Here is a 17,618-nt window from a genome sequence, read left to right as displayed (position 1 = left end):
GACCGCCGCCCCGCTGTCGATTCTCTACAAACTCCACGATCAGGACAGGCCCTTCGCCGCCCGCCATTCGGGGTCGTACAAGGTCGACAGATACCGAAATCCGGTGTCGCACAGGATCGTCGCGATACGCTTGCCGGGCCCGAGATGTTTCGCCAGCGCGACCGCGCCCGCCACGTTGATCCCCGACGATAGGCCGAGGCACAGCCCCTCGTCGTCCAGCAGGCGGCGGACCCAGGCATACCCCTCCTGATCCGAGATCCGGAACTGCGTATCGATCGGCGCCCCTTCGAGATTGGCAGTGATCCGCCCCTGCCCGATCCCCTCGGCGACCGAAGACCCTTCGGATTTCAGTTCGCCGTGCGCGTAGTAATTGTAGAGCGCCGCGCCGTGCGGGTCGGTCAACGCGATACAGACATTGTCGTCCTTCGCCTTCAACCCGAGCCCGACCCCGGCGATCGTCCCCCCGGTCCCGGCCGCGCAGGTAAAGCCGTCGACGCGTCCTTCCATCTGATCCCAGATCTCCTCCGCCGTGCCGACGATGTGCGCGCGGCGATTGGCGGTGTTGTCGAACTGGTTCGCCCAGACCGCGCCAGGGGTCTCTTCCGCGATCCGCCGCGACGTGTGGACGAAATGGCACGGTGACGAGAATGCGGCCGCGGGTACCAGCACCAGTTCCGCGCCGAGCGCGCGCAACGTGTCCATCTTCTCCCGGCTCTGCGTCTCGGGCATGACGATGATCGTCTTGTAGCCCTTGGCATTGGCGACCAGCGCGATCCCGATCCCGGTATTGCCGGCGGTACCCTCGACGATCGTCCCGCCCGGCTGGAGGAGCCCGCGCTGTTCGGCATCCTCTACGATGAACAACGCCGCACGGTCCTTGATCGACGCGCCGGGGTTGGTGAATTCGCACTTGCCGAAGATGTCGCAACCGGTCGCGTCGCTTGGCCCCTTAAGGCGAACGAGCGGAGTGTTGCCGATCAGGGCGAGCGTATCAGGTGTCGTGTGCATCGCGGTTAAATGGCGGTGCCGCCAGCCGCGGGCAACCCATCGAAAGTTTTGCACGCTAAACCGCTTGATCGGCTCGAGCCCTGCAGCTCGAACTACGCAGCTTGAACCACGGCGCGCCACCTCGATGAAATCGACCATGCTTCCACGTACGACTAATCCATATTAATTGCGCCAGTAGACCCTGATCAGGATATGAGGTCTTTCGGTCCTGGAAAACTACGAGCGCACGCTGTCGTTACTGTCGGAGGCCATGCGGATCATGGTCGCGGTCGGCGGCTCGCTGGCCTCAGCCCATATCGCCACTCCGATCGATGTCGTCGAAGCACAGCTGGTCGCGCTGCGCGAGGCACCAAAACCCTGACTGCGGAAACCCGCGTACAGCCCCGCATACAGCGCAGTCGGATAGCGCTACCACGACCACTCCACTCGTCAGCAAGCCTGCCCCTTTGGTCGTGACTCCGCCCCGCGGTCGCGCATAAAACTTGACGCCCTATGCTGCATGCGCGAAGCGAGGTTCCGCTATGAAGATCCTCCCCATCACCGCCGTTGCCGCGCTGCTCGTGCTGGCTGCCTGCAACTCCAAGCCAGCCTCGCCGGAGGTGCTCGACTCCAATCCCGATCCGATGGCGAACACGCTCGCGAACGCGGCGCCGGTCGAGCTGCCGCCGTCGATCAAGTCGGAAAAGACGTTGCGCTGCAAGGACAACAGCCTGGTGTACGTGACGTTCTTCCAGGGCGACAAGCAGGCCGTGGTGCGCACCAAGCAGGACGGCACGCCGACGACGCTCAAGTCCGAGGTCGCCGGTTCACCGAAGACCGCCGAGGGCGGCTGGTCGATGACCGGCAACGAGGACAGCGTCACGCTGACCCGGCCGGGCAAGTCGGCGCAGATCTGCCACGCATAAAGCTCGCTCAAAGATTTTTGCATGAACGGTTCGAAAAACGGCCGGCGGACCTTCCGCCGGCCGTTTTTTCTTTGTGCGATGCACTCTTGCCCGGACGCCGCCGGCCCGGCACCTTGTGCGCCATGGCAACGCTAGCGATCTACAGCCTGAAGGGGGGCGTCGGTAAGACCACGCTCGCCGTGAACCTCGCCTGGTGCGCCGCCGCGCTCTCCTCACGCCGCACGTTGCTCTGGGATCTCGATCCGCAAGCCGCCGCGACCTGGGTGCTGACCGGCCGCGACAATGACAAACGCGGCTGCACCGATCAGGCGCAGGCGATGTTCTCCAAGGATATCGGCGTCCGCAAGCAGGCGCGGCCGACAGCGTATCCGCATCTCGACCTGATCGGCGCCGACGCGTCGTTGCGCGGGCTCGACCAGCTGTTCCACGATCTCGACAAGAAGAAGCGGCTGGCCAAGCTGGTGTCCGAGCTTGCCGACTACGACCGCGTTGTCCTCGACTGCCCGCCGGGCCTGACCGAGACCGCCGACCAGGTCATGCGTGCCGCCGACCTGATCGTGATCCCGGTCATCCCCTCGCCGCTGTCGACCCGCGCCTATGAAGCGGTGGTCGCGCATCTCGGCGGTCGCACGCCGTTGCTGCCGGTTCATGTGATGGTCGACAAGCGCCGCGCGCTGCATTCCGATGCGCTGGCTCGGCACCCCGACTGGCCGGTCATCCCTATGGCGAGCGGGATCGAAGCGATGGCGTCGAAGCGTGCGCCGGTCGGCGCCTTCCTGCCCAAATCCTCGGCGGCGCGCGCGTTCGCCGATCTGTGGCGACGGATCGAACACCGGCTGGCCGAATGAGCGAGGTTCTCGATCCGAAGAATGCGCTCGACCCGCAGCTCGTCCTGGGCGCCTATTCGGTCGGCGTCTTCCCGATGGCCGACAGCCGCGACGCCGCCAGCGTCTACTGGGTCGAACCGCGCCGCCGTGCAGTGTTGCCGCTCGACTCGTTCCGGCTTTCGCGGTCGCTGCGGAAAACGGTCGTCGCCGATCGGTTTAAGGTCACCGTCGACACCGCGTTCGACGACGTGCTCCGGCTTTGCGCCGAGAGCGTCGCAGGTCGTCCCGAGACGTGGATCAACGCCGGCATCGAGCGCGTCTTCACGACGCTGCACGCGATGGGGTTTGCGCATTCGGTCGAATGCTGGGACGGCGGCAAGCTGGTGGGTGGGCTCTACGGCCTGGCCTTGGGCCGTGCGTTCTTCGGCGAAAGCATGGTCAGCCGCGCGACCGACGCCTCGAAGGTCGCGCTCGCGCATCTGGTCGCCCGCCTGAGGGTCGGTGGCTTCACGCTGCTCGACTGCCAGTTCCAGACCTCGCACCTCGCCTCGCTCGGCGCGATCGAGATCGAGCGCGCCGACTACGTCGCGTTGCTTGCCGCGTCGCTCGAAGGCGTGGTCGGTGCGACCTCGGCATCGCCCTCGCTGGCCGCCGGCGATTTCCGCGCGCTCGACCGGCTGGCAGGCGCAGTCTCCGCCACCGGCGCCGTATCGGGACCGGTCGCCGGGAACGTCATCGCGCAGCTCTTGGTCCAGACGTCGTAAACCGGATTCTGCACGGCGTTGAGCGCCGGGCGCTCCTTGTAGAGCCAGCCCGAAAACGTCCGACGCCAATGCGTATCGACACCGCGCACCAGCACCTGGACGAACGCGCCGGTCAGTTGCTCCTGCTCCCACGGCGCGGTCTGTTCGCAGGCGCGCAGCCGCAGGACCACGTCACCCAGACGCGTCGCCTGGCCGGGCTTGAGCGTGACGTCGTGCGTCTCGCCGTTGCGCTTGTTGAGGATCCCGAGCACCGCGACGCGTTGCGCCATCGGCGTGCCGCCATTCGCGATCGTCGCGGCGGCGGTATCGATCGTCTCGACCGAGGAATTTCCCGACTCGTCCGCCATCGGCAGGTCCTGCTGGACCACGGCAGTCTTGGAGGCCGACGTATGCAGCGTACGGTAGCCGAACCAGCCGCCCAACCCCAGCACCACGACCAGAACGGCCGTGGCAAGCCAGCGCAGGTTCACCCTTCGGGCGCCCAGGCTTCGTAATCACCGGTGGCCGGCGCGCGCGTCCCGCCCTTCTCGAGCGCACCCGACGGGCGATAGGCGAGCGCGGTGCCGGTCATGTTGGGGACGGCGGGCTTCTGCCAGGCACGAACCGGCGGCAACGCCCGCTCTGGCACGTCGTCGACCTGATGATGCAGCCAGCTGAACCACGCGGGTGGAACGCGGCTCGCGTCGGTCGCACCCTGATAGATCACCCAGCGACGGGGGTTGCCGGCAGTATCCTTGCCGCCCTCGTAATAGACGTTGCCGAGTGCGTCCTCGCCCTTCTTCGCCATGCTGCGCAAGCCGAATTTGGTACCGAGGGTGGCGCCGTTCCACCACGTGAAAGTCGATGCGAGAAAGCCCATGCCGGTGCGCTTAACCCGAGTGGCGGCGGGCTTCAACCATGATGATGATCGCGGTGTGGCCGGGACGGCGCTCCCTCAGGTCATCCGGGACGTGTTCGGTCGAGAATGCGCGCCGACAATCACACCCCCGGACTACGCCCCGCTACTTGGCGCTCTTGTCCCACGTCACCAGGTCGCCTTCGGCAATCCCCAGTTCGGCGGATCGACCGCCCATCAACTCCAGCACCGCGCCGACCGGCTCGCCGGATGGGATTGGTGCTTCGGAGAACGGTACGGTGTTTTCGGCGATCCGCGCGATCGTGCCGTCGGCGCGGATGTAGAGGATGTCGAGCGGGCTCGGCGTGTTCTTCATCCAGAAGTTTGCCGCCACCGGGGCACCGCCGGTCGCCGGATAGGGCCAGAACAGCATGCCGCCATCCGGCTTCAGATCGGTTCGGTACATCAGCCCGCGTTGCTGTTGCCCCGGCGTCTTCGCGCTCTCGACGACGAACACGTGCGCGCCGTTCGCGCTCTTGACCGTGAGGGGCAGCGTGACGACGGCGGCATCCTCGGCCTTGGTCTGGCTGTGCATGTACGCGACCCCGCCAACCCCTGCACCCGTAACCAGAACCGCGGCCAGACCGACCTTGGCAAGTACGCTCATTAAAAACCCTCTTCGACCGCGACCGCCAGCGGCCCCTTGCGTCCTGCGACGACTCGCGCGCGGAGCGGCTGGTCGGGCTCGACCGCCTCGATCCCGGCGCGGCGCAGCGTCTCCATATGCACGAAGATGTCGCTGCCGTCTGCACCGCGGACGAGGAAACCATAGCCCTTGAGCCGGTTGAACCATTTGACGACGACGGGTTCGAACGGACCGGCGGCATCGATCATCGCGATCGGATCGACCCGGTCGGGTGAGGGGGGCGGCCTCTGCACTTCTGAAACGGCATTGGTCATGTCGATCGAGACGATCTCGCGCGCCTGGAACCCGCGACCGCGCTGGACCGAGACGGTTTCGACCCGCGCGCCCTCGGGCAGGCTGCGGCGGCCGTGCGGTTGTAAAACGGAGAAATGCACGAGGATGTCACCGACGCTATCGTCGTCCGCGACCGCGAATCCAAACCCGCGGGTCACGTCGAACCATTTGATGACGCCACCGATCGCACGTGTGTCGCCATCGCCGGCAAGACCGGCCAATACCGCCCCCTTGTCGATAGTGGCTTCGATCGCAGTTTCGATCGGCATGTCGGCCCCTGTTTGCGTCTCGATACGCATCGTTACACCCCTAGCCGCCTAGCTAGCACGGTTCGTCGCAATCGCAACGAAACCATGACGGACATCACTCGAAATCGGACGCTTCGACAATGGTCGATGGCGGCGCAGCGACGATCCGGCGTGCCAGATCGAAACGGTGACCTGCGCGAAGCATCGCCGCCAGCTGCTTTTCGTGCTGTTTCCGGTCGCTATCGCCGCTGCCATAGGGTCCGATCCGCTTGCGTCGGGCGAACGCCAACGCCGATTCGACCGCGCGGTCGGCGATCGCCGGCGCCACCGATTCCGCATCGCCGTCGTCGATGCCGGCTTCGCGAAAGGCGCCGGCTACTCGCCGCGCGCCCAAGCCACGCTGCTGCATCGCCGCCGCCCGCTGCTCGGCGAAGGCGCGGTCGTCGACATAGCCGAGATCCGCCATTCGCTGCGCCAACGCGACGGGGTCGGCGGCAGCGCCGTTGTCTGCGCCCCCACCGGTTTCGCCAGCCCAGCCGCGTTCGCGAATCTTGCGGTTGAGGTAATCGGTCAGCCGCCCGCGCGTCGTTGCGAACCGTTCGACATAGCGCAGCGCGAGATGCTCGAGCGCGGTGGAGTCGAGCGGTTTGGGTGCAGGCCGTTCCCGCGATCGATCCTTGCCGCCGCCCTTCCCCCAACCCGCGCGTTTCGCCGTGCCGCGACCGTCCTTCGACCGGCCCGTGAATCGACTCGCGTCGGCGTCGGCAGCATCCCGTTGCGGGTCCAGGGAGTCGGCGTCGTCGTCCACGCCATCATTGTGCCACACTGACACCCGAAGTTGAACGGCTAGACTAGAGATAGGCGTGGTGTGTTCGATCGCCGCGACGAAGCAAGGCAGGAACTGCGATGACGACCGACACGCCCATCAAGGACGGCACGCGCGGCCAGGCCGCAACGGCGCAGGTTGCTACGCCGACCGAAGACGCCCTGCCGCGTCGCTTCGCCGATTTCGGGACGCTGGGCGAAGCCCTCGACTACGCCGCAAATGGTAGCCGTGGGCTTAATTTCCACGACGCGCGCGGCACCCTGTCGCATCCTTATCCCTATTCGCGGCTCCGCACCGACGCACGCGCAATGGCAGACCGCCTGATCGCCGCCGGCGTCGGCCGCGAGGACCGCATCGCACTGGTCGCCGAAACCGGCCCGGAGTTCGCCGCGCTCTTCTTCGGCGTCGTCTACGCCGGGGCCTGGCCCGTGCCACTGCCGTTGCCGACCTCGTTCGGCGGACGCGATTCGTACATCGAACAGCTCCGTGTCCAGCTTTCGAGCTGCGATCCCAAGATGCTGATCTTCCCGCCCGAACTCGCGCAGATGGCCGGCGAGGCCGCGCGTCTGTCGGGTACCGTAGGGATCGACTGGTCCGAATTCGCGACCCGCGAGGCGCCCGCCGCGGCGCTGCCGGAAGCCAGCCCCGACGACATCGCCTATCTGCAATATTCGAGCGGCTCGACGCGCTTCCCGCACGGCGTCGTCATCACCCACGCCGCATTGCTCAACAACCTTGCCGCGCACAGTCACGGCATGGAAGTTTGCGATACCGATCGCTGCGTCTCGTGGCTGCCCTGGTATCACGACATGGGGCTGGTCGGCTGCTTCCTGTCGCCGATCGCCAACCAGGTCTCGACCGATTATCTCAAGACCGAGGATTTCGCGCGCCGTCCGCTCGCGTGGCTCGATCTCATCAGCCGCAACACCGGCACCACGCTGAGCTATTCGCCGACCTTCGGCTACGACATCTGCGCACGCCGCATGTCGTCGCAGACCAAGGCGAGCGACCGGTTCGATCTGTCCCGCTGGCGCGTCGCGGGCAACGGCGCCGACATGATCCGCCCCGACGTGATGCAGTCGTTCGTCGATGCGTTCGCCGATGCCGGCTTCAAGGCCAGCGCGTTCCTGCCGAGCTATGGCCTTGCCGAGGCGACGCTGGCCGTTTCGCTGATGCCGCCGGGCGAAGGCATCCGCGTCGAACTGGTCGAGGAGACGCAACTCTCGGGCGGCTCGCGCGGCATTGACCGCCCCCAGCGCTACCGCGCGATCGTCAATTGCGGCAAGCCGGTTCGCGACATGCGAATCGAGATCCGCGAAGAGGACGGCACGCCGCTGCCCGAGCGCGCCATCGGCAAGGTCTGGTGCAAGGGCAAGTCGGTGATGGTCGGCTATTTCCGCGACGACGCCGCGACCGAGGCGTGCATGTCCGACGGTTGGCTCGATACCGGCGACATGGGCTATATGTCGGACGGCTATATCTACATCGTCGGCCGCGCCAAGGACATGATCATCGTCAACGGCAAGAACCACTGGCCACAGGACATCGAATGGGCGGTCGAGCAACTGCCCGGGTTCAAGGCCGGGGACATCGCCGCATTCGCGATCACGACGCCGGGCGGGGAGGAAACCCCTGCCGTGCTGGTCCAGTGCCGCAGTTCCGACGAGGCCGAACGCCTCCGCCTGCGCGACGAGATCCGTGAGCGCGTCCGTTCAGTGACAGGGATGAACTGCGTCATCGAACTGATCCCGCCGCGCACGCTGCCCCGCACCTCGTCGGGCAAGCTCAGCCGGGCCAAGGCACGTAATCTGTACCTCAGTGGCGACATCAAACCCTACGATATCGCCGCCTGAAAACGCGGGCCGATCAATGACGCTCGGCACGGCGGAACCGGTCGAGGCGCGGCAGTCGGCCCCAGCCATCGGACGAGCCGTGGCAGATGCGGCAAAGGACGAATGTTCCGCTAACCAAAGACCATTACGGTTCGACCCGTGACCACGACGCACTCTCTGACCAAAGCACCGTCGAGCAAAGCTCCCTCGACGTTGCGAAGGATCGCCGTCACCTTTCCGGTGCTGCTTGGGTTGCGCGACGGGCCCGACCCGGCCGAATGGAGCCGTATTCGCGCCGCGCAATTGGTCGGCGGGCGTCGGATGATGCCCCTGATGCTTCTCGCGGACCTCGTCGCGGCAGCCGCCACCGCGCTGCTGGTGGACGCCACCACACCCCTTTGGCAGATCGAGATCTGGCTCGGCGTGCTGATGATCGTCGCCATCGTCATCGGCTATCGTCGTCTAAGGGTTCCCCGATCGGACGACGGCCAGGCGACGTTGCGCGACATGCGGAGCACCGGCTGGGAAGGGCTGGTGTCGGCGTTGACGTGGTCGACGGTCCCGGTGCTGTTCTGCACGCATGCGCCCTCCGGGACGACCGCAGGGCTCGGTCTGACGCTCTGCGCGCTGATGACCGCCGCAGCGTTCGTAATGGCGCCGCTGACGCTGGGGACGTTGATATTCCTGGGATCTCTGGGAAGTGCGATTGTCGTTCAGCTGGCGCTGGCGGGGACGATCGCGGCGTCGGTCGGCGTGTTCGTCTTCACATTGCTGCTGATGCTGGTCTGCGTCAGCCGCGCCCGCACGCTGATGCTGCTGCAGGCCAGCGAAATGGCGCTCGACGAACGCGACGAGACGGTCAGCCTGCTGCTCCGCGAATTCGAGGAAACCAGCGCCGACTGGCTGTGGGAAACCGATGCCTCGCGGCGCATCGTCCGCGCCTCGCCGCGATTCGCCTTCGCCGCCGGCCTCGATCCGCACCGCATCGACGGCATGCCGTTGCTCCAGATCCTCGCCGGCCCGACCTGGGAAACCGGGGAGTTCACCACCGGACTGCGCACGCTCGCCGAAAAGATGAAGAAGCGCGAGAGCTTTCGCGATCTGCGCCTGCCTGTCCAGATCGCCGGCGACGACCGCTGGTGGGAGATCGCGGCATCGCCGCGGTTCGACGACCGCGGCGTATTCACCGGGTTTCGCGGGGTCGGCTCCGACATCACCGAGCAACGCGCGTCGGTCGACAAGATCAACCGGATGGCGCGTTTCGACACGCTGACCGGCCTGCCCAACCGGCTGATGATCAACGAAACGCTCGTCCGAACGATCGCCGAAGCCGGCCAGTGGGGCGGCCGCTACGCATTCATGATGCTGGACCTCGACCGGTTCAAGGCGGTCAACGACACGCTCGGCCATCCGATCGGCGATCGCCTGCTGAGCCGCGTCGCCGAACGCCTGAGTCAGTTGATGACCGACAACGCGCTGTGCGGCCGACTCGGCGGCGACGAGTTCGCGGTCGTGGTACGCGATGCCAGCGATCAGGCCGCACTCGAATCGCTCGCCCAGCGAATCATCGACTCGCTGTCGCTGCCATACGAACTCGACGCACACACGCTATACATCGGCGCCAGCATCGGTCTCGCGGTCGGTCCGCGCGATGGCCGAACCGCCGAAATGCTCATCCGCTCCGCCGATCTCGCGCTCTACCGTGCCAAGGATGCCGGTCGCGGTGTCTTCCGCAGCTACGAACCCGAGCTTCACGTCCAGGCCGAAGAGCGCCGCGTCCTCGAAATCGCACTGCGCACGGCAGTCGAGAATGGCGAAATGCATCTGGTCTACCAGCCCGTCGTCGATGCCGGCACCGGCAACCTGCTGGGCTTTGAGGCGCTGCTGCGCTGGACGAGCCCGGAGTTCGGCACCGTGTCGCCCGACAAGTTCATCCCGCTTGCCGAGGAAACCCGCCTGATCGCCAATATCGGCGCGTGGGTGCTGCGAACCGCGTGCGAAGAGGCCGCGCGTTGGCCGTCCGAATTCAGGATCGCGGTCAACGTCTCGCCCGACCAGTTGCAGAACCCCGGGTTCGTGACGACCGTCACCGGCGCACTCGCCAGCACAGGCCTGTCGGCCGAACGGCTCGAACTCGAAGTGACAGAGAGCGTGTTCATGCACGAGGGGCTGGGCGTCACCAAGGTCCTGGAGCGCGTCCTCGATCTCGGCGTGCGCCTCAGCCTCGACGATTTCGGCACCGGCTATTCGTCGCTCGGCTATCTGAGCCGGACGCGGTTCTCGTCGATCAAGATCGATCGCAGCTTCGTCCAGGATGCCGCCAAGGGCGTGCGAGAGGCGATCGCGATCATCCGCGCCGTCGTCGCGCTGGCGGAAAGCCTAGGCATGGCCACCACCGCCGAGGGAGTCGAGACCGAAGCCGAACACCGCATGGTGCAGAAGTTCGGCTGCACCAAGGTTCAGGGCTATTATTTCGGGCGCCCGCTTCCCGTCGAGGAAGCCCGCGCGCTGGCTCATCGGGGATGGAAAAAATCGGCGGCGGCCTGATTGGGGAGCGCCGCCGATTTTCCGACTCCGTTTATCGGCGGCGCTCTCGCCCGGCAAAACTCACCAGGCTTTCGGCGCCGTCCGCCGCCAGGGACGAGACACCGACGAAATTATCATCGACCGGGACCTGGGTCAGCACTGTCTGCGTCCCGGTCACATCCCGCATGTCGGTCCAGGTCTGCGCATCGTTGCGCCGCCAGCGGACCCGGTAGCGCGTCGTACCGGGCACCGCGGTCCATTTGACGGTCGTGTCACGCGACAGCGCTCCCGCGATCGACACGTCTTCGGGTGCCGCCGGCGCGTCGGCGATCCGGGCGATCGTCGCGACGTTGATTGCCGTCACCTTCGCTAGATACGGGAAGTCCATACCCGCGATCGTGTCGCCGTAGACGATGCCGTTTTCGGTGCGCAGATCCTGATGCTGGCGATCCCAATTCTCGGCCGCGACCGAGAATCGCACCGCGGGATAACCGAGCTTGAGGAAGGGTTCGTGATCGCCACCGCGGCCGAATCGATCCGGCCGCCGATCGAGCATCACGTCGAGCCCACCGGGAATACCCCCGGCGATCCCGTCGATCGCCTTGGCCAACGCGCGGCTCGGGCCATCGTCCTCGCCCCCTTCGGCGCGGCGCCCCTGTTGCGCGACCATATCCTCGGACGCGCGGATGCCTTCGGAAAAGACGCGCACCTTGTCCGCGACCCGGACGCCGCCCTGCCCCACGGTGTTGCCGACGATATCATTGTTGAGCATCGCCGAGACCTGCCATCCGCGCGCCTTGGCGGTATCGGCGAGCAGTTCGGCACCCCACAGACCCTGTTCCTCGCCCGAGAACACCGCATAGACGATCGTCGCATCGAACTGCCGTTGCGACAGCAGTCGCGCCGCCTCCAGCACCAGCGCGACGCCGGACGCGTTGTCGTTGGCGCCGGGCGCGTCGGACGTCACGTTCATCACGTCGGTCACGCGGCTGTCGATATGTGCGCCGACGATCACGACGCGGTTCGGATCGCGGCCCTTCTGGATCCCCAGCACGTCCTCGACGACCACGCCGGTCGGTGCACGCGGGCCGGTAAACGTCCGCGAAATGCGCTCGACCGAGATACACCCCCCGCAGGATGCGCCGATCTCCGCAAAGCGTCGCGCCGCCCAGGTTCGCGCTGCGCCGATGCCGCGCTTGGGATCGGTCGTGGTCGACGCGGTATGACGCGTGCCGAAATCGACCATCGTCGTGACGTCCGCCTTCAAGCGGGTCGCGGACGGCGGCGGCACTGTCGCAGGGGATGACGCGAGCGGAGCGGCGGCTGCGAGCAGCAGCGGGACGGTGAGGATCGACATGCCGGGATGGTGCCCGGATCGGAGTCACGCCTCAAGTGTTTAATACCTTGGGACTTGCCTTAAAAAAGCTGGCTTGGCTTGCCGAGGGCTGTCGCCATCGTCGCGCGACGTACGTGGACATGATCCATGTTGTGCTCTCTCAATTTAATGTTGTTTAAACAGGCCCTAGAGACACTTACCGGATTCTTTGGAAATGCAATGATCATAGGCCATTCGATTTCCAGCGCGGCGGGTGTCATCCAGTCCATCGACGAACCGGTGGCTCGCGTGCTGCAACGCACGCAAAGAGAGCTGATCGGCATGTCCTATACGGCGATCACGCACCCCGAGGATCTTGCGCGGAACGTGTCGCAGGTCGAGGCTCTTCGCCCGAACGGCCCGTCGCAATCGATCCGCAAAAGGTACATCACCGGCGATGGCAGCGTCATCACGCTGGACGTTCATGTGTCGCGATTCGGCAGTGGCGACACGAGTCATCTGGTCGGCACGATGTCGACCGTGCCCGCCCCAGCCACGACCGAGGCCGGCTTGCCGAAAGATGGTCTGCAACAGGACGCGCCGCGCACCGCCGATGACTTGCCGCATAATCTCTGGCGCCGTGCCAAGGACTTGCTCGCCGTCATGCAGGCGCGCGACCGGGTGCTGGGCGGCGATCTCTTCGCGGATCACGCCTGGGGCCTGTTGCTGAGCGTGTATGTGGCGGAGGCCGAGAGCCGGATCGCCACCGCTGATTCGATCGCCCGGCAAATGGGTCTCAATCGCGGGACCCTGGATCGCTGGATCCGGGTGCTGGAGGCAAAATCGCTGGTCGAACCGCCAGAGGATCTGCAACGGGACGCGCTGCAACTGACGCGACCCGGTATCGACGGGGTCGAACGCCTGCTGGCGACGCGCGCGATGGCGGACGTCAGCTAAGCCGGTCGATCGCCTCGCGGGTCAACGAACCGGGAATGATCATGACCGGGACCGGCAAGGCGCCAGCATCGGTGCCCGCGAAATGCGCGATCAGTTGGCCCGGTGCGCCAATCGCGGCAGCGCCCAGCACCAGCGCGGCGATGTCGGGGTTCGCCGCGATCATCTCGCGGATGATCTTCGGTGCTTCGCCCTCGCGCACGGTGATCGATGGCCGCAGACCGGACTCCTCCAGCAACGTGCCCGCTGCGCCCGTGACGAGCCCCTCGGCATGCAGTCGCGCCTCTTCCTCGATCGTCGCCTGTACGCCGCCGAACGCGATGAACTCTTGCGGGGGAATCACGGTGAGGATCTCGACGCCGCCGCCGGTCTTCACCGCCCGCCGTGCGGCAAAACGCAGCGCGATGCCCGCCTCCGGACTGTCGTCGATCACCACCAGATAAATGCGCATTTTCGCCCCCGTTATTGCCGGTAATTGGGCCGATGCGTGGCCGTTCGCAAGTGCGGCGGGGTTGACCCGAGCGGACGAGGGCGCGAGTAGGCATGCCGTTACGTCACGCCCTGGGGAAATCCATGTCGATCGAGATCAAGATGCCTGCGCTGTCCCCCACCATGGAGGAGGGAACCCTCGCCAAGTGGCTGATCAAGGAAGGCGACGTCGTCAAATCCGGCGACCTGATGGCCGAGATCGAAACCGACAAGGCGACGATGGAATTCGAAGCCGTCGACGAAGGCACCGTGGTCAAGATCCTCGTCACCGAGGGTACCGACAACGTGAAGGTCGGCACGGTCATTGCGATCATCGCCGAAGAGGGCGAGGACGCGTCGTCGGTTTCGTCGGCGCCTGCAAAGAGCGAGACGCCCGAGCCTGCCGCGAAGGAGTCGGAAGCCAAGCCCGATCCCAAGGATCCGAACGACACGGGTAGCGAGGCCAAGCCGGTCGAGCGCACCGAGGCTTCGGCCGAGGATCACGGTCGTCCCGCAGGTGCCGGCCCGGCCTCGTCGGGTGACCGTGTGAAGGCGAGCCCCCTCGCCCGCCGCCTGGCCGCGGACAAGGGTATCGATCTCGGCGCGGTGTCGGGTTCGGGGCCGAAGGGTCGCATCGTCAAGGCCGACGTCGAGAACGCGAAGCCCGGTGCGGCTCCCGTTGCCGCGACGACCGAAGCTGCTGCTCCGACGGCTGCCGCGGCTCCGGCCCCTGCCGCGAAGCCTGCGACCGTGCCGGATATTCCGCATGAGGCGACCAAGCTCAGCAACGTGCGGAAGACGATCGCGCGTCGCCTGACCGAGTCGAAGCAGACCGTCCCGCACATCTACCTGACCGTGAACATCCGCCTCGACGCGCTGCTCAAGCTGCGCGGCGAGCTGAACAAGAGCCTCGAATCGCGCGGCGTGAAGCTGTCGGTCAACGACCTGCTGATCAAGGCGCAGGCCGTCGCGCTCATGCAGGTACCGACCTGCAACGTGATGTTCACGCCCGACCAGCTCATTACCTTCCAGCGTGCCGACATCTCGGTCGCGGTGAGCACGCCGTCGGGCCTGATCACGCCGATCATCGTCGGTGCCGATACCGCCTCGCTGTCGTCGATCTCGACGCAGATGAAGGATCTCGCCGCGCGGGCTCGCGACGGCAAGCTCAAGCCCGAGGAATATCAGGGCGGTACCGCCTCGATCAGCAACATGGGCATGTTCGGCATCACGCAGTTCGATGCGGTCATCAACCCGCCGCAGGCGATGATCCTCGCGGTCGGCGCCGGCGAGAAGCGTCCGTACGTGGTCGGCGACGAACTGACCGTGGCGACCGTTATGTCGGCGACCGGCAGCTTCGATCACCGCGCGATCGACGGGGCCGACGGCGCGCAGTTCATGAAGGCGTTCAAGCATCTGGTCGAGAACCCGCTGGGCATGCTGGCCTGAGATGCGCCTGATGTCGTCGTTCCGGGCTTTGTCGGCCACCACCATCGAGATCCTGCATATCCTTGTGGGTCTGATGGCGGCGGCGGCGATCACCGGGGCGGCGGCATGGTCCTATCCGCTCGGTCAGGACGTGATCTGGTGGTGTGGCAGCGCCGCGATGGTCGCGACCGTGGCGATGGGAATCCGGCCGCTGCGCCGTGCCTGGACGCGCGAGCATGCGAGCCGGGGCACCGATCGCCGCAAGCAGGAGTAAGAGCATGACCGACCTGCCCCCCAACAAGGCACCGACGATCCGCGTCACCGCGATGCCCGCCGACGCCAATCCGTATGGCGACATCTTCGGCGGCTGGCTGATGGGCCAGATGGATCTCGCGGCCGGCTCGGTCGCGTCCAGGCGTAGTGGCGGCCGCGCCGTCACGATCGCCGCGGACGCGATGAAATTCCACATGCCGGTGGTCGTCGGCGACGAGGTGTCGGTCTATGCGGACCTGATCGCGGTCGGCCGCACCTCGATGACGATCGAGGTCGAGGCCTGGCGCCGCGCGCGCCACAGCAACGACAGTTGCAAGGTGACGCAGGCGCGCTTCATCTTCGTGGCGGTCGGCGACGACCGCAAACCGCGGCCCGTGCCGCCCGAAACCAATTAATCTGAAGGACTCTACCGTGGCTGATACCTATGATCTCGTCATCCTCGGCTCGGGCCCCGGCGGGTACGTCGCCGCGATCCGTGCGTCGCAGCTCGGCCTCAAGGTCGCGATCATCGAGCGTGAGCGCTTGGGCGGCATCTGCCTCAACTGGGGCTGCATCCCGACCAAGGCGCTGCTGCGGACGTCGGAAATCTACCACTACATGCAGAACGCCGAGAGCTATGGGCTCAAGGCGGACAATGTCGGGTTCGACCTCGCCAAGATCGTCGACCGGTCGCGCAAGGTAGCGGGCCAGCTGAATGCGGGCGTGAAGGGCCTGATGAAGAAGAACAAGGTGACCGTCGTCGAAGGCGTCGGCACCGTCACGGCGAAGGGCAAGCTTTCGGTCAAGCAGGGCGACAAGACCGTCGAGCTAGAAGCCAAGAACATCATCGTCGCGACCGGCGCCCGCGCCCGCGACCTGCCGTTCGCCAAGGCCGACGGCGAGCGGATCTGGACCTATCGCCACGCGATGGTGCCGACCGAGATGCCGACCAAGCTGCTGGTCATCGGCTCGGGCGCGATCGGCGTCGAATTCGCCAGCTTCTACAACGACATGGGCGCCGACGTGACGATCGTCGAGATGCTCCCGCGGATCCTCCCCGTCGAGGACGAGGAAGTCTCCGCGTTCATGGACAAGGCGCTGTCGAAGCAGGGCATCAAGCTGCTGACCCAGACCGGTCTCGAAGGTCTTGCACCCTCGGCGAACGGCGTCACGGCCAAGATCAAGGCGAAGGACGGCAAGGTTTCGGAAGAGACCTTCAGCCACGCGATCATTGCGATCGGCATCGTCCCCAATACCGAGAATATCGGGCTCGAGGCTTTGGGCGTCGAGACCGACCGCGGTCACATCAAGACCGACGGATACGGCCGCACCAACGTCGACGGCATCTGGGCGATCGGCGACGTCACCGGTGCGCCGTGGCTGGCGCACAAGGCGAGCCACGAGGGCATCATCGCGGTCGAGAAGATCGCCGGCGGCTCGCCGCACCAGATGGACAAGGCCAACATCCCCGGCTGCACCTATTCGCGGCCGCAGGTGGCTAGCGTAGGCATGACCGAGGCGAAGGCGAAGGAAGCGGGCTACGAGCTGAAGGTCGGCAAATTCCCCTTCATCGGCAACGGCAAGGCGATCGCGCTGGGCGAGGCGGAAGGCTTCGTGAAGACGGTGTTCGACGCGAAGACGGGCGAACTGCTCGGCGCGCACATGGTCGGCGCGGAAGTGACCGAGCTGATCCAGGGCTATGTCGTCGCGCGTCAGCTCGAGACGACCGAAGCCGAACTGATGGAGACGGTGTTCGCGCATCCGACGCTCAGCGAGATGATGCACGAGAGCGTCCTCGCCGCCTACGGCCGCGCCATCCACTACTGACCCTACGATCCTCCCCCACCAGGGGGAGGTGGCGCCGAAGGTGACGGAGGGGGAGGACACGGAACAGCGCTTATCCCTTACCGCCCCCTCCGTCTGGCAAGCGCCAGCCACCTCCCCCTGGCGGGGGAGGATCAGAGTCGGAGCTTGCGCCCTCGTCCCGTCGTCCCGACGAGCGTCGGCACCCACGCTACCACAAGTGCTTTTGGTTCTGGACCCTGCCTGTCGTCACGATGACGTTGCGTCAGACCCAACCGACCGAAGCCGAACCGATGGAGACGTGGTCGCGCATCCGACGCTCAACGAGATGATGCACGAAAGCGTCCTCTCCGCGCATGGTCGGGCGGTGCATTACCGATCCTAACGCTCAATCCTCCCCCGCCAGGGGGAGGTGGCGCCGAAGGCGACGGAGGGGGAGGACCCGGGAACAGGGGTTATCCCTTACCGCCCCCTCCGTCTGGCAAGCGCCAGCCACCTCCCCCTGGCGGGGGAGGATCAAAGTCGGAGCGTGCGCTCTCTTCTCGTCATCCCGACTAACGTCGGGACCCAGCCTACCACCCGAAACGCTTTTGACTGTGGGTCCTGACTTTCGTCGATGACGGGCGATATGGTGGTGGTGCTGCGCCG

Annotated in this window: 17 protein-coding genes and 1 pseudogene; 10 read left to right on the top strand and 8 right to left on the bottom strand. The window is 66.1% G+C overall.

The features are described 5' to 3' along the window. Positions 1 to 39 precede the first annotated feature (39 nt). Positions 40 to 1,008, bottom strand: coding sequence for a cysteine synthase A (locus ACLBWL_RS06080; RefSeq protein ID WP_447791127.1), 969 nt, complete (start codon positions 1,006 to 1,008; stop codon positions 40 to 42). 521 nt (positions 1,009 to 1,529) lie between these two features. On the opposite strand from ACLBWL_RS06080, the gene ACLBWL_RS06075 reads away from it, so the two are divergent. The 3 genes from ACLBWL_RS06075 (at position 1,530) to aat (ending at position 3,504) form a co-directional block, all read left to right on the top strand. Beyond that, positions 1,530 to 1,913, top strand: a complete 384-nt coding sequence (locus tag ACLBWL_RS06075) for a hypothetical protein (RefSeq protein WP_447791125.1) — start codon at positions 1,530 to 1,532, stop codon at positions 1,911 to 1,913. Positions 1,914 to 2,035: 122 nt separating this feature from the next. After that, on the top strand, positions 2,036 to 2,761 hold the full coding sequence (locus tag ACLBWL_RS06070; protein WP_447791124.1) for a ParA family protein: 726 nt from the start codon (positions 2,036 to 2,038) through the stop codon (positions 2,759 to 2,761). After that, positions 2,758 to 3,504 carry a leucyl/phenylalanyl-tRNA--protein transferase gene (gene aat / locus ACLBWL_RS06065; RefSeq protein WP_447791122.1) on the top strand — a complete coding sequence of 249 codons (747 nt, stop codon included), beginning with the start codon at positions 2,758 to 2,760 and terminating at the stop codon, positions 3,502 to 3,504. The genes ACLBWL_RS06070 and aat overlap by 4 nt, the downstream gene beginning before the upstream one ends. Positions 3,505 to 3,539: 35 nt before the next feature. On the opposite strand, the pseudogene ACLBWL_RS06060 reads toward aat, so the two are convergent. From ACLBWL_RS06060 to ACLBWL_RS06040, 5 genes and pseudogenes are all read right to left on the bottom strand, one after another. Continuing rightward, positions 3,540 to 3,773, bottom strand: a pseudogene (locus ACLBWL_RS06060) (DUF2155 domain-containing protein); the annotation flags it as partial. A gap of 197 nt (positions 3,774 to 3,970) precedes the next feature. Further along, positions 3,971 to 4,363 (bottom strand): NADH:ubiquinone oxidoreductase subunit NDUFA12, encoded by a 393-nt coding sequence (locus tag ACLBWL_RS06055; RefSeq protein ID WP_447791120.1) that lies wholly within the window; start codon positions 4,361 to 4,363, stop codon positions 3,971 to 3,973. 142 nt (positions 4,364 to 4,505) lie between these two features. Then, positions 4,506 to 5,006, bottom strand: coding sequence for a DUF192 domain-containing protein (locus ACLBWL_RS06050; protein WP_447791119.1), 501 nt, complete (start codon positions 5,004 to 5,006; stop codon positions 4,506 to 4,508). After that, complete coding sequence (locus tag ACLBWL_RS06045) at positions 5,006 to 5,617, bottom strand: cold-shock protein (protein WP_447791117.1); 612 nt, start codon at positions 5,615 to 5,617, stop codon at positions 5,006 to 5,008. The genes ACLBWL_RS06050 and ACLBWL_RS06045 overlap by 1 nt, the downstream gene beginning before the upstream one ends. A 64-nt stretch (positions 5,618 to 5,681) precedes the next feature. Further along, positions 5,682 to 6,374 carry a regulatory protein RecX gene (locus ACLBWL_RS06040; protein ID WP_447791115.1) on the bottom strand — a complete coding sequence of 231 codons (693 nt, stop codon included), beginning with the start codon at positions 6,372 to 6,374 and terminating at the stop codon, positions 5,682 to 5,684. A 98-nt stretch (positions 6,375 to 6,472) separates the two neighbouring features. On the opposite strand from ACLBWL_RS06040, the gene ACLBWL_RS06035 reads away from it, so the two are divergent. Then, positions 6,473 to 8,245 (top strand): fatty acyl-AMP ligase, encoded by a 1,773-nt coding sequence (locus ACLBWL_RS06035; protein WP_447791113.1) that lies wholly within the window; start codon positions 6,473 to 6,475, stop codon positions 8,243 to 8,245. A gap of 192 nt (positions 8,246 to 8,437) precedes the next feature. Further along, positions 8,438 to 10,771: a putative bifunctional diguanylate cyclase/phosphodiesterase gene (locus ACLBWL_RS06030; protein ID WP_447791111.1), complete on the top strand. Its 2,334-nt coding sequence runs from the start codon at positions 8,438 to 8,440 to the stop codon at positions 10,769 to 10,771. A gap of 31 nt (positions 10,772 to 10,802) precedes the next feature. On the opposite strand, the gene ACLBWL_RS06025 is transcribed toward ACLBWL_RS06030, so the two are convergent. Next, a complete protein-coding gene (locus tag ACLBWL_RS06025; protein ID WP_447791109.1) occupies positions 10,803 to 12,107 on the bottom strand; it encodes a M28 family metallopeptidase in 1,305 nt (434 codons plus the stop codon). 147 nt (positions 12,108 to 12,254) lie between these two features. On the opposite strand from ACLBWL_RS06025, the gene ACLBWL_RS06020 reads away from it, so the two are divergent. Then, positions 12,255 to 13,022, top strand: coding sequence for a PAS domain-containing protein (locus tag ACLBWL_RS06020; protein WP_447791107.1), 768 nt, complete (start codon positions 12,255 to 12,257; stop codon positions 13,020 to 13,022). On the opposite strand, the gene ACLBWL_RS06015 is transcribed toward ACLBWL_RS06020, so the two are convergent. Next, on the bottom strand, positions 13,015 to 13,470 hold the full coding sequence (locus tag ACLBWL_RS06015; RefSeq protein ID WP_447791105.1) for a universal stress protein: 456 nt from the start codon (positions 13,468 to 13,470) through the stop codon (positions 13,015 to 13,017). The two genes, ACLBWL_RS06020 and ACLBWL_RS06015, sit on opposite strands and share 8 nt — an antisense overlap. A gap of 122 nt (positions 13,471 to 13,592) precedes the next feature. On the opposite strand from ACLBWL_RS06015, the gene ACLBWL_RS06010 reads away from it, so the two are divergent. Genes ACLBWL_RS06010 through lpdA form a run of 4 tightly spaced genes read left to right on the top strand, consistent with a single transcriptional unit; the run spans position 13,593 to position 16,994 of the window. Then, a complete protein-coding gene (locus ACLBWL_RS06010) occupies positions 13,593 to 14,936 on the top strand; it encodes a pyruvate dehydrogenase complex dihydrolipoamide acetyltransferase (protein WP_447791103.1) in 1,344 nt (447 codons plus the stop codon). 10 nt (positions 14,937 to 14,946) lie between these two features. Further along, positions 14,947 to 15,189, top strand: coding sequence for a hypothetical protein (locus ACLBWL_RS06005; RefSeq protein ID WP_447791101.1), 243 nt, complete (start codon positions 14,947 to 14,949; stop codon positions 15,187 to 15,189). Positions 15,190 to 15,193: 4 nt separating this feature from the next. Then, positions 15,194 to 15,583 (top strand): acyl-CoA thioesterase, encoded by a 390-nt coding sequence (locus ACLBWL_RS06000; protein WP_447791099.1) that lies wholly within the window; start codon positions 15,194 to 15,196, stop codon positions 15,581 to 15,583. A gap of 16 nt (positions 15,584 to 15,599) precedes the next feature. Then, complete coding sequence (gene lpdA / locus ACLBWL_RS05995; protein WP_447791097.1) at positions 15,600 to 16,994, top strand: dihydrolipoyl dehydrogenase; 1,395 nt, start codon at positions 15,600 to 15,602, stop codon at positions 16,992 to 16,994. Positions 16,995 to 17,618: the final 624 nt, after the last annotated feature.

The sequence above is a fragment of the Sphingomonas sp. M1A8_2b genome (genome assembly GCF_053345535.1).
The sequence above is the reverse complement of the archived record's forward strand: the minus strand, read 5'-3'. Positions and strand labels throughout refer to the sequence as shown.

Bases quoted from the DNA above. Each gene is read 5' to 3' on its own strand.
- aat (WP_447791122.1), top strand. From the start codon at position 2,758: ATGAGCGAGGTTCTCGATCCGAAGAATGCGCTCGACCCGCAGCTCGTC.
- ACLBWL_RS06015 (WP_447791105.1), bottom strand. From the start codon at position 13,470: ATGCGCATTTATCTGGTGGTGATCGACGACAGTCCGGAGGCGGGCATC.
- ACLBWL_RS06080 (WP_447791127.1), bottom strand. From the start codon at position 1,008: ATGCACACGACACCTGATACGCTCGCCCTGATCGGCAACACTCCGCTC.
- ACLBWL_RS06000 (WP_447791099.1), top strand. From the start codon at position 15,194: ATGACCGACCTGCCCCCCAACAAGGCACCGACGATCCGCGTCACCGCG.
- ACLBWL_RS06045 (WP_447791117.1), bottom strand. From the start codon at position 5,617: ATGCGTATCGAGACGCAAACAGGGGCCGACATGCCGATCGAAACTGCG.
- ACLBWL_RS06070 (WP_447791124.1), top strand. From the start codon at position 2,036: ATGGCAACGCTAGCGATCTACAGCCTGAAGGGGGGCGTCGGTAAGACC.
- ACLBWL_RS06055 (WP_447791120.1), bottom strand. From the start codon at position 4,363: ATGGGCTTTCTCGCATCGACTTTCACGTGGTGGAACGGCGCCACCCTC.
- ACLBWL_RS06020 (WP_447791107.1), top strand. From the start codon at position 12,255: ATGTTGTTTAAACAGGCCCTAGAGACACTTACCGGATTCTTTGGAAAT.
- ACLBWL_RS06005 (WP_447791101.1), top strand. From the start codon at position 14,947: ATGTCGTCGTTCCGGGCTTTGTCGGCCACCACCATCGAGATCCTGCAT.
- ACLBWL_RS06075 (WP_447791125.1), top strand. From the start codon at position 1,530: ATGAAGATCCTCCCCATCACCGCCGTTGCCGCGCTGCTCGTGCTGGCT.
- ACLBWL_RS06025 (WP_447791109.1), bottom strand. From the start codon at position 12,107: ATGTCGATCCTCACCGTCCCGCTGCTGCTCGCAGCCGCCGCTCCGCTC.
- ACLBWL_RS06050 (WP_447791119.1), bottom strand. From the start codon at position 5,006: ATGAGCGTACTTGCCAAGGTCGGTCTGGCCGCGGTTCTGGTTACGGGT.
- ACLBWL_RS06010 (WP_447791103.1), top strand. From the start codon at position 13,593: ATGTCGATCGAGATCAAGATGCCTGCGCTGTCCCCCACCATGGAGGAG.
- ACLBWL_RS06035 (WP_447791113.1), top strand. From the start codon at position 6,473: ATGACGACCGACACGCCCATCAAGGACGGCACGCGCGGCCAGGCCGCA.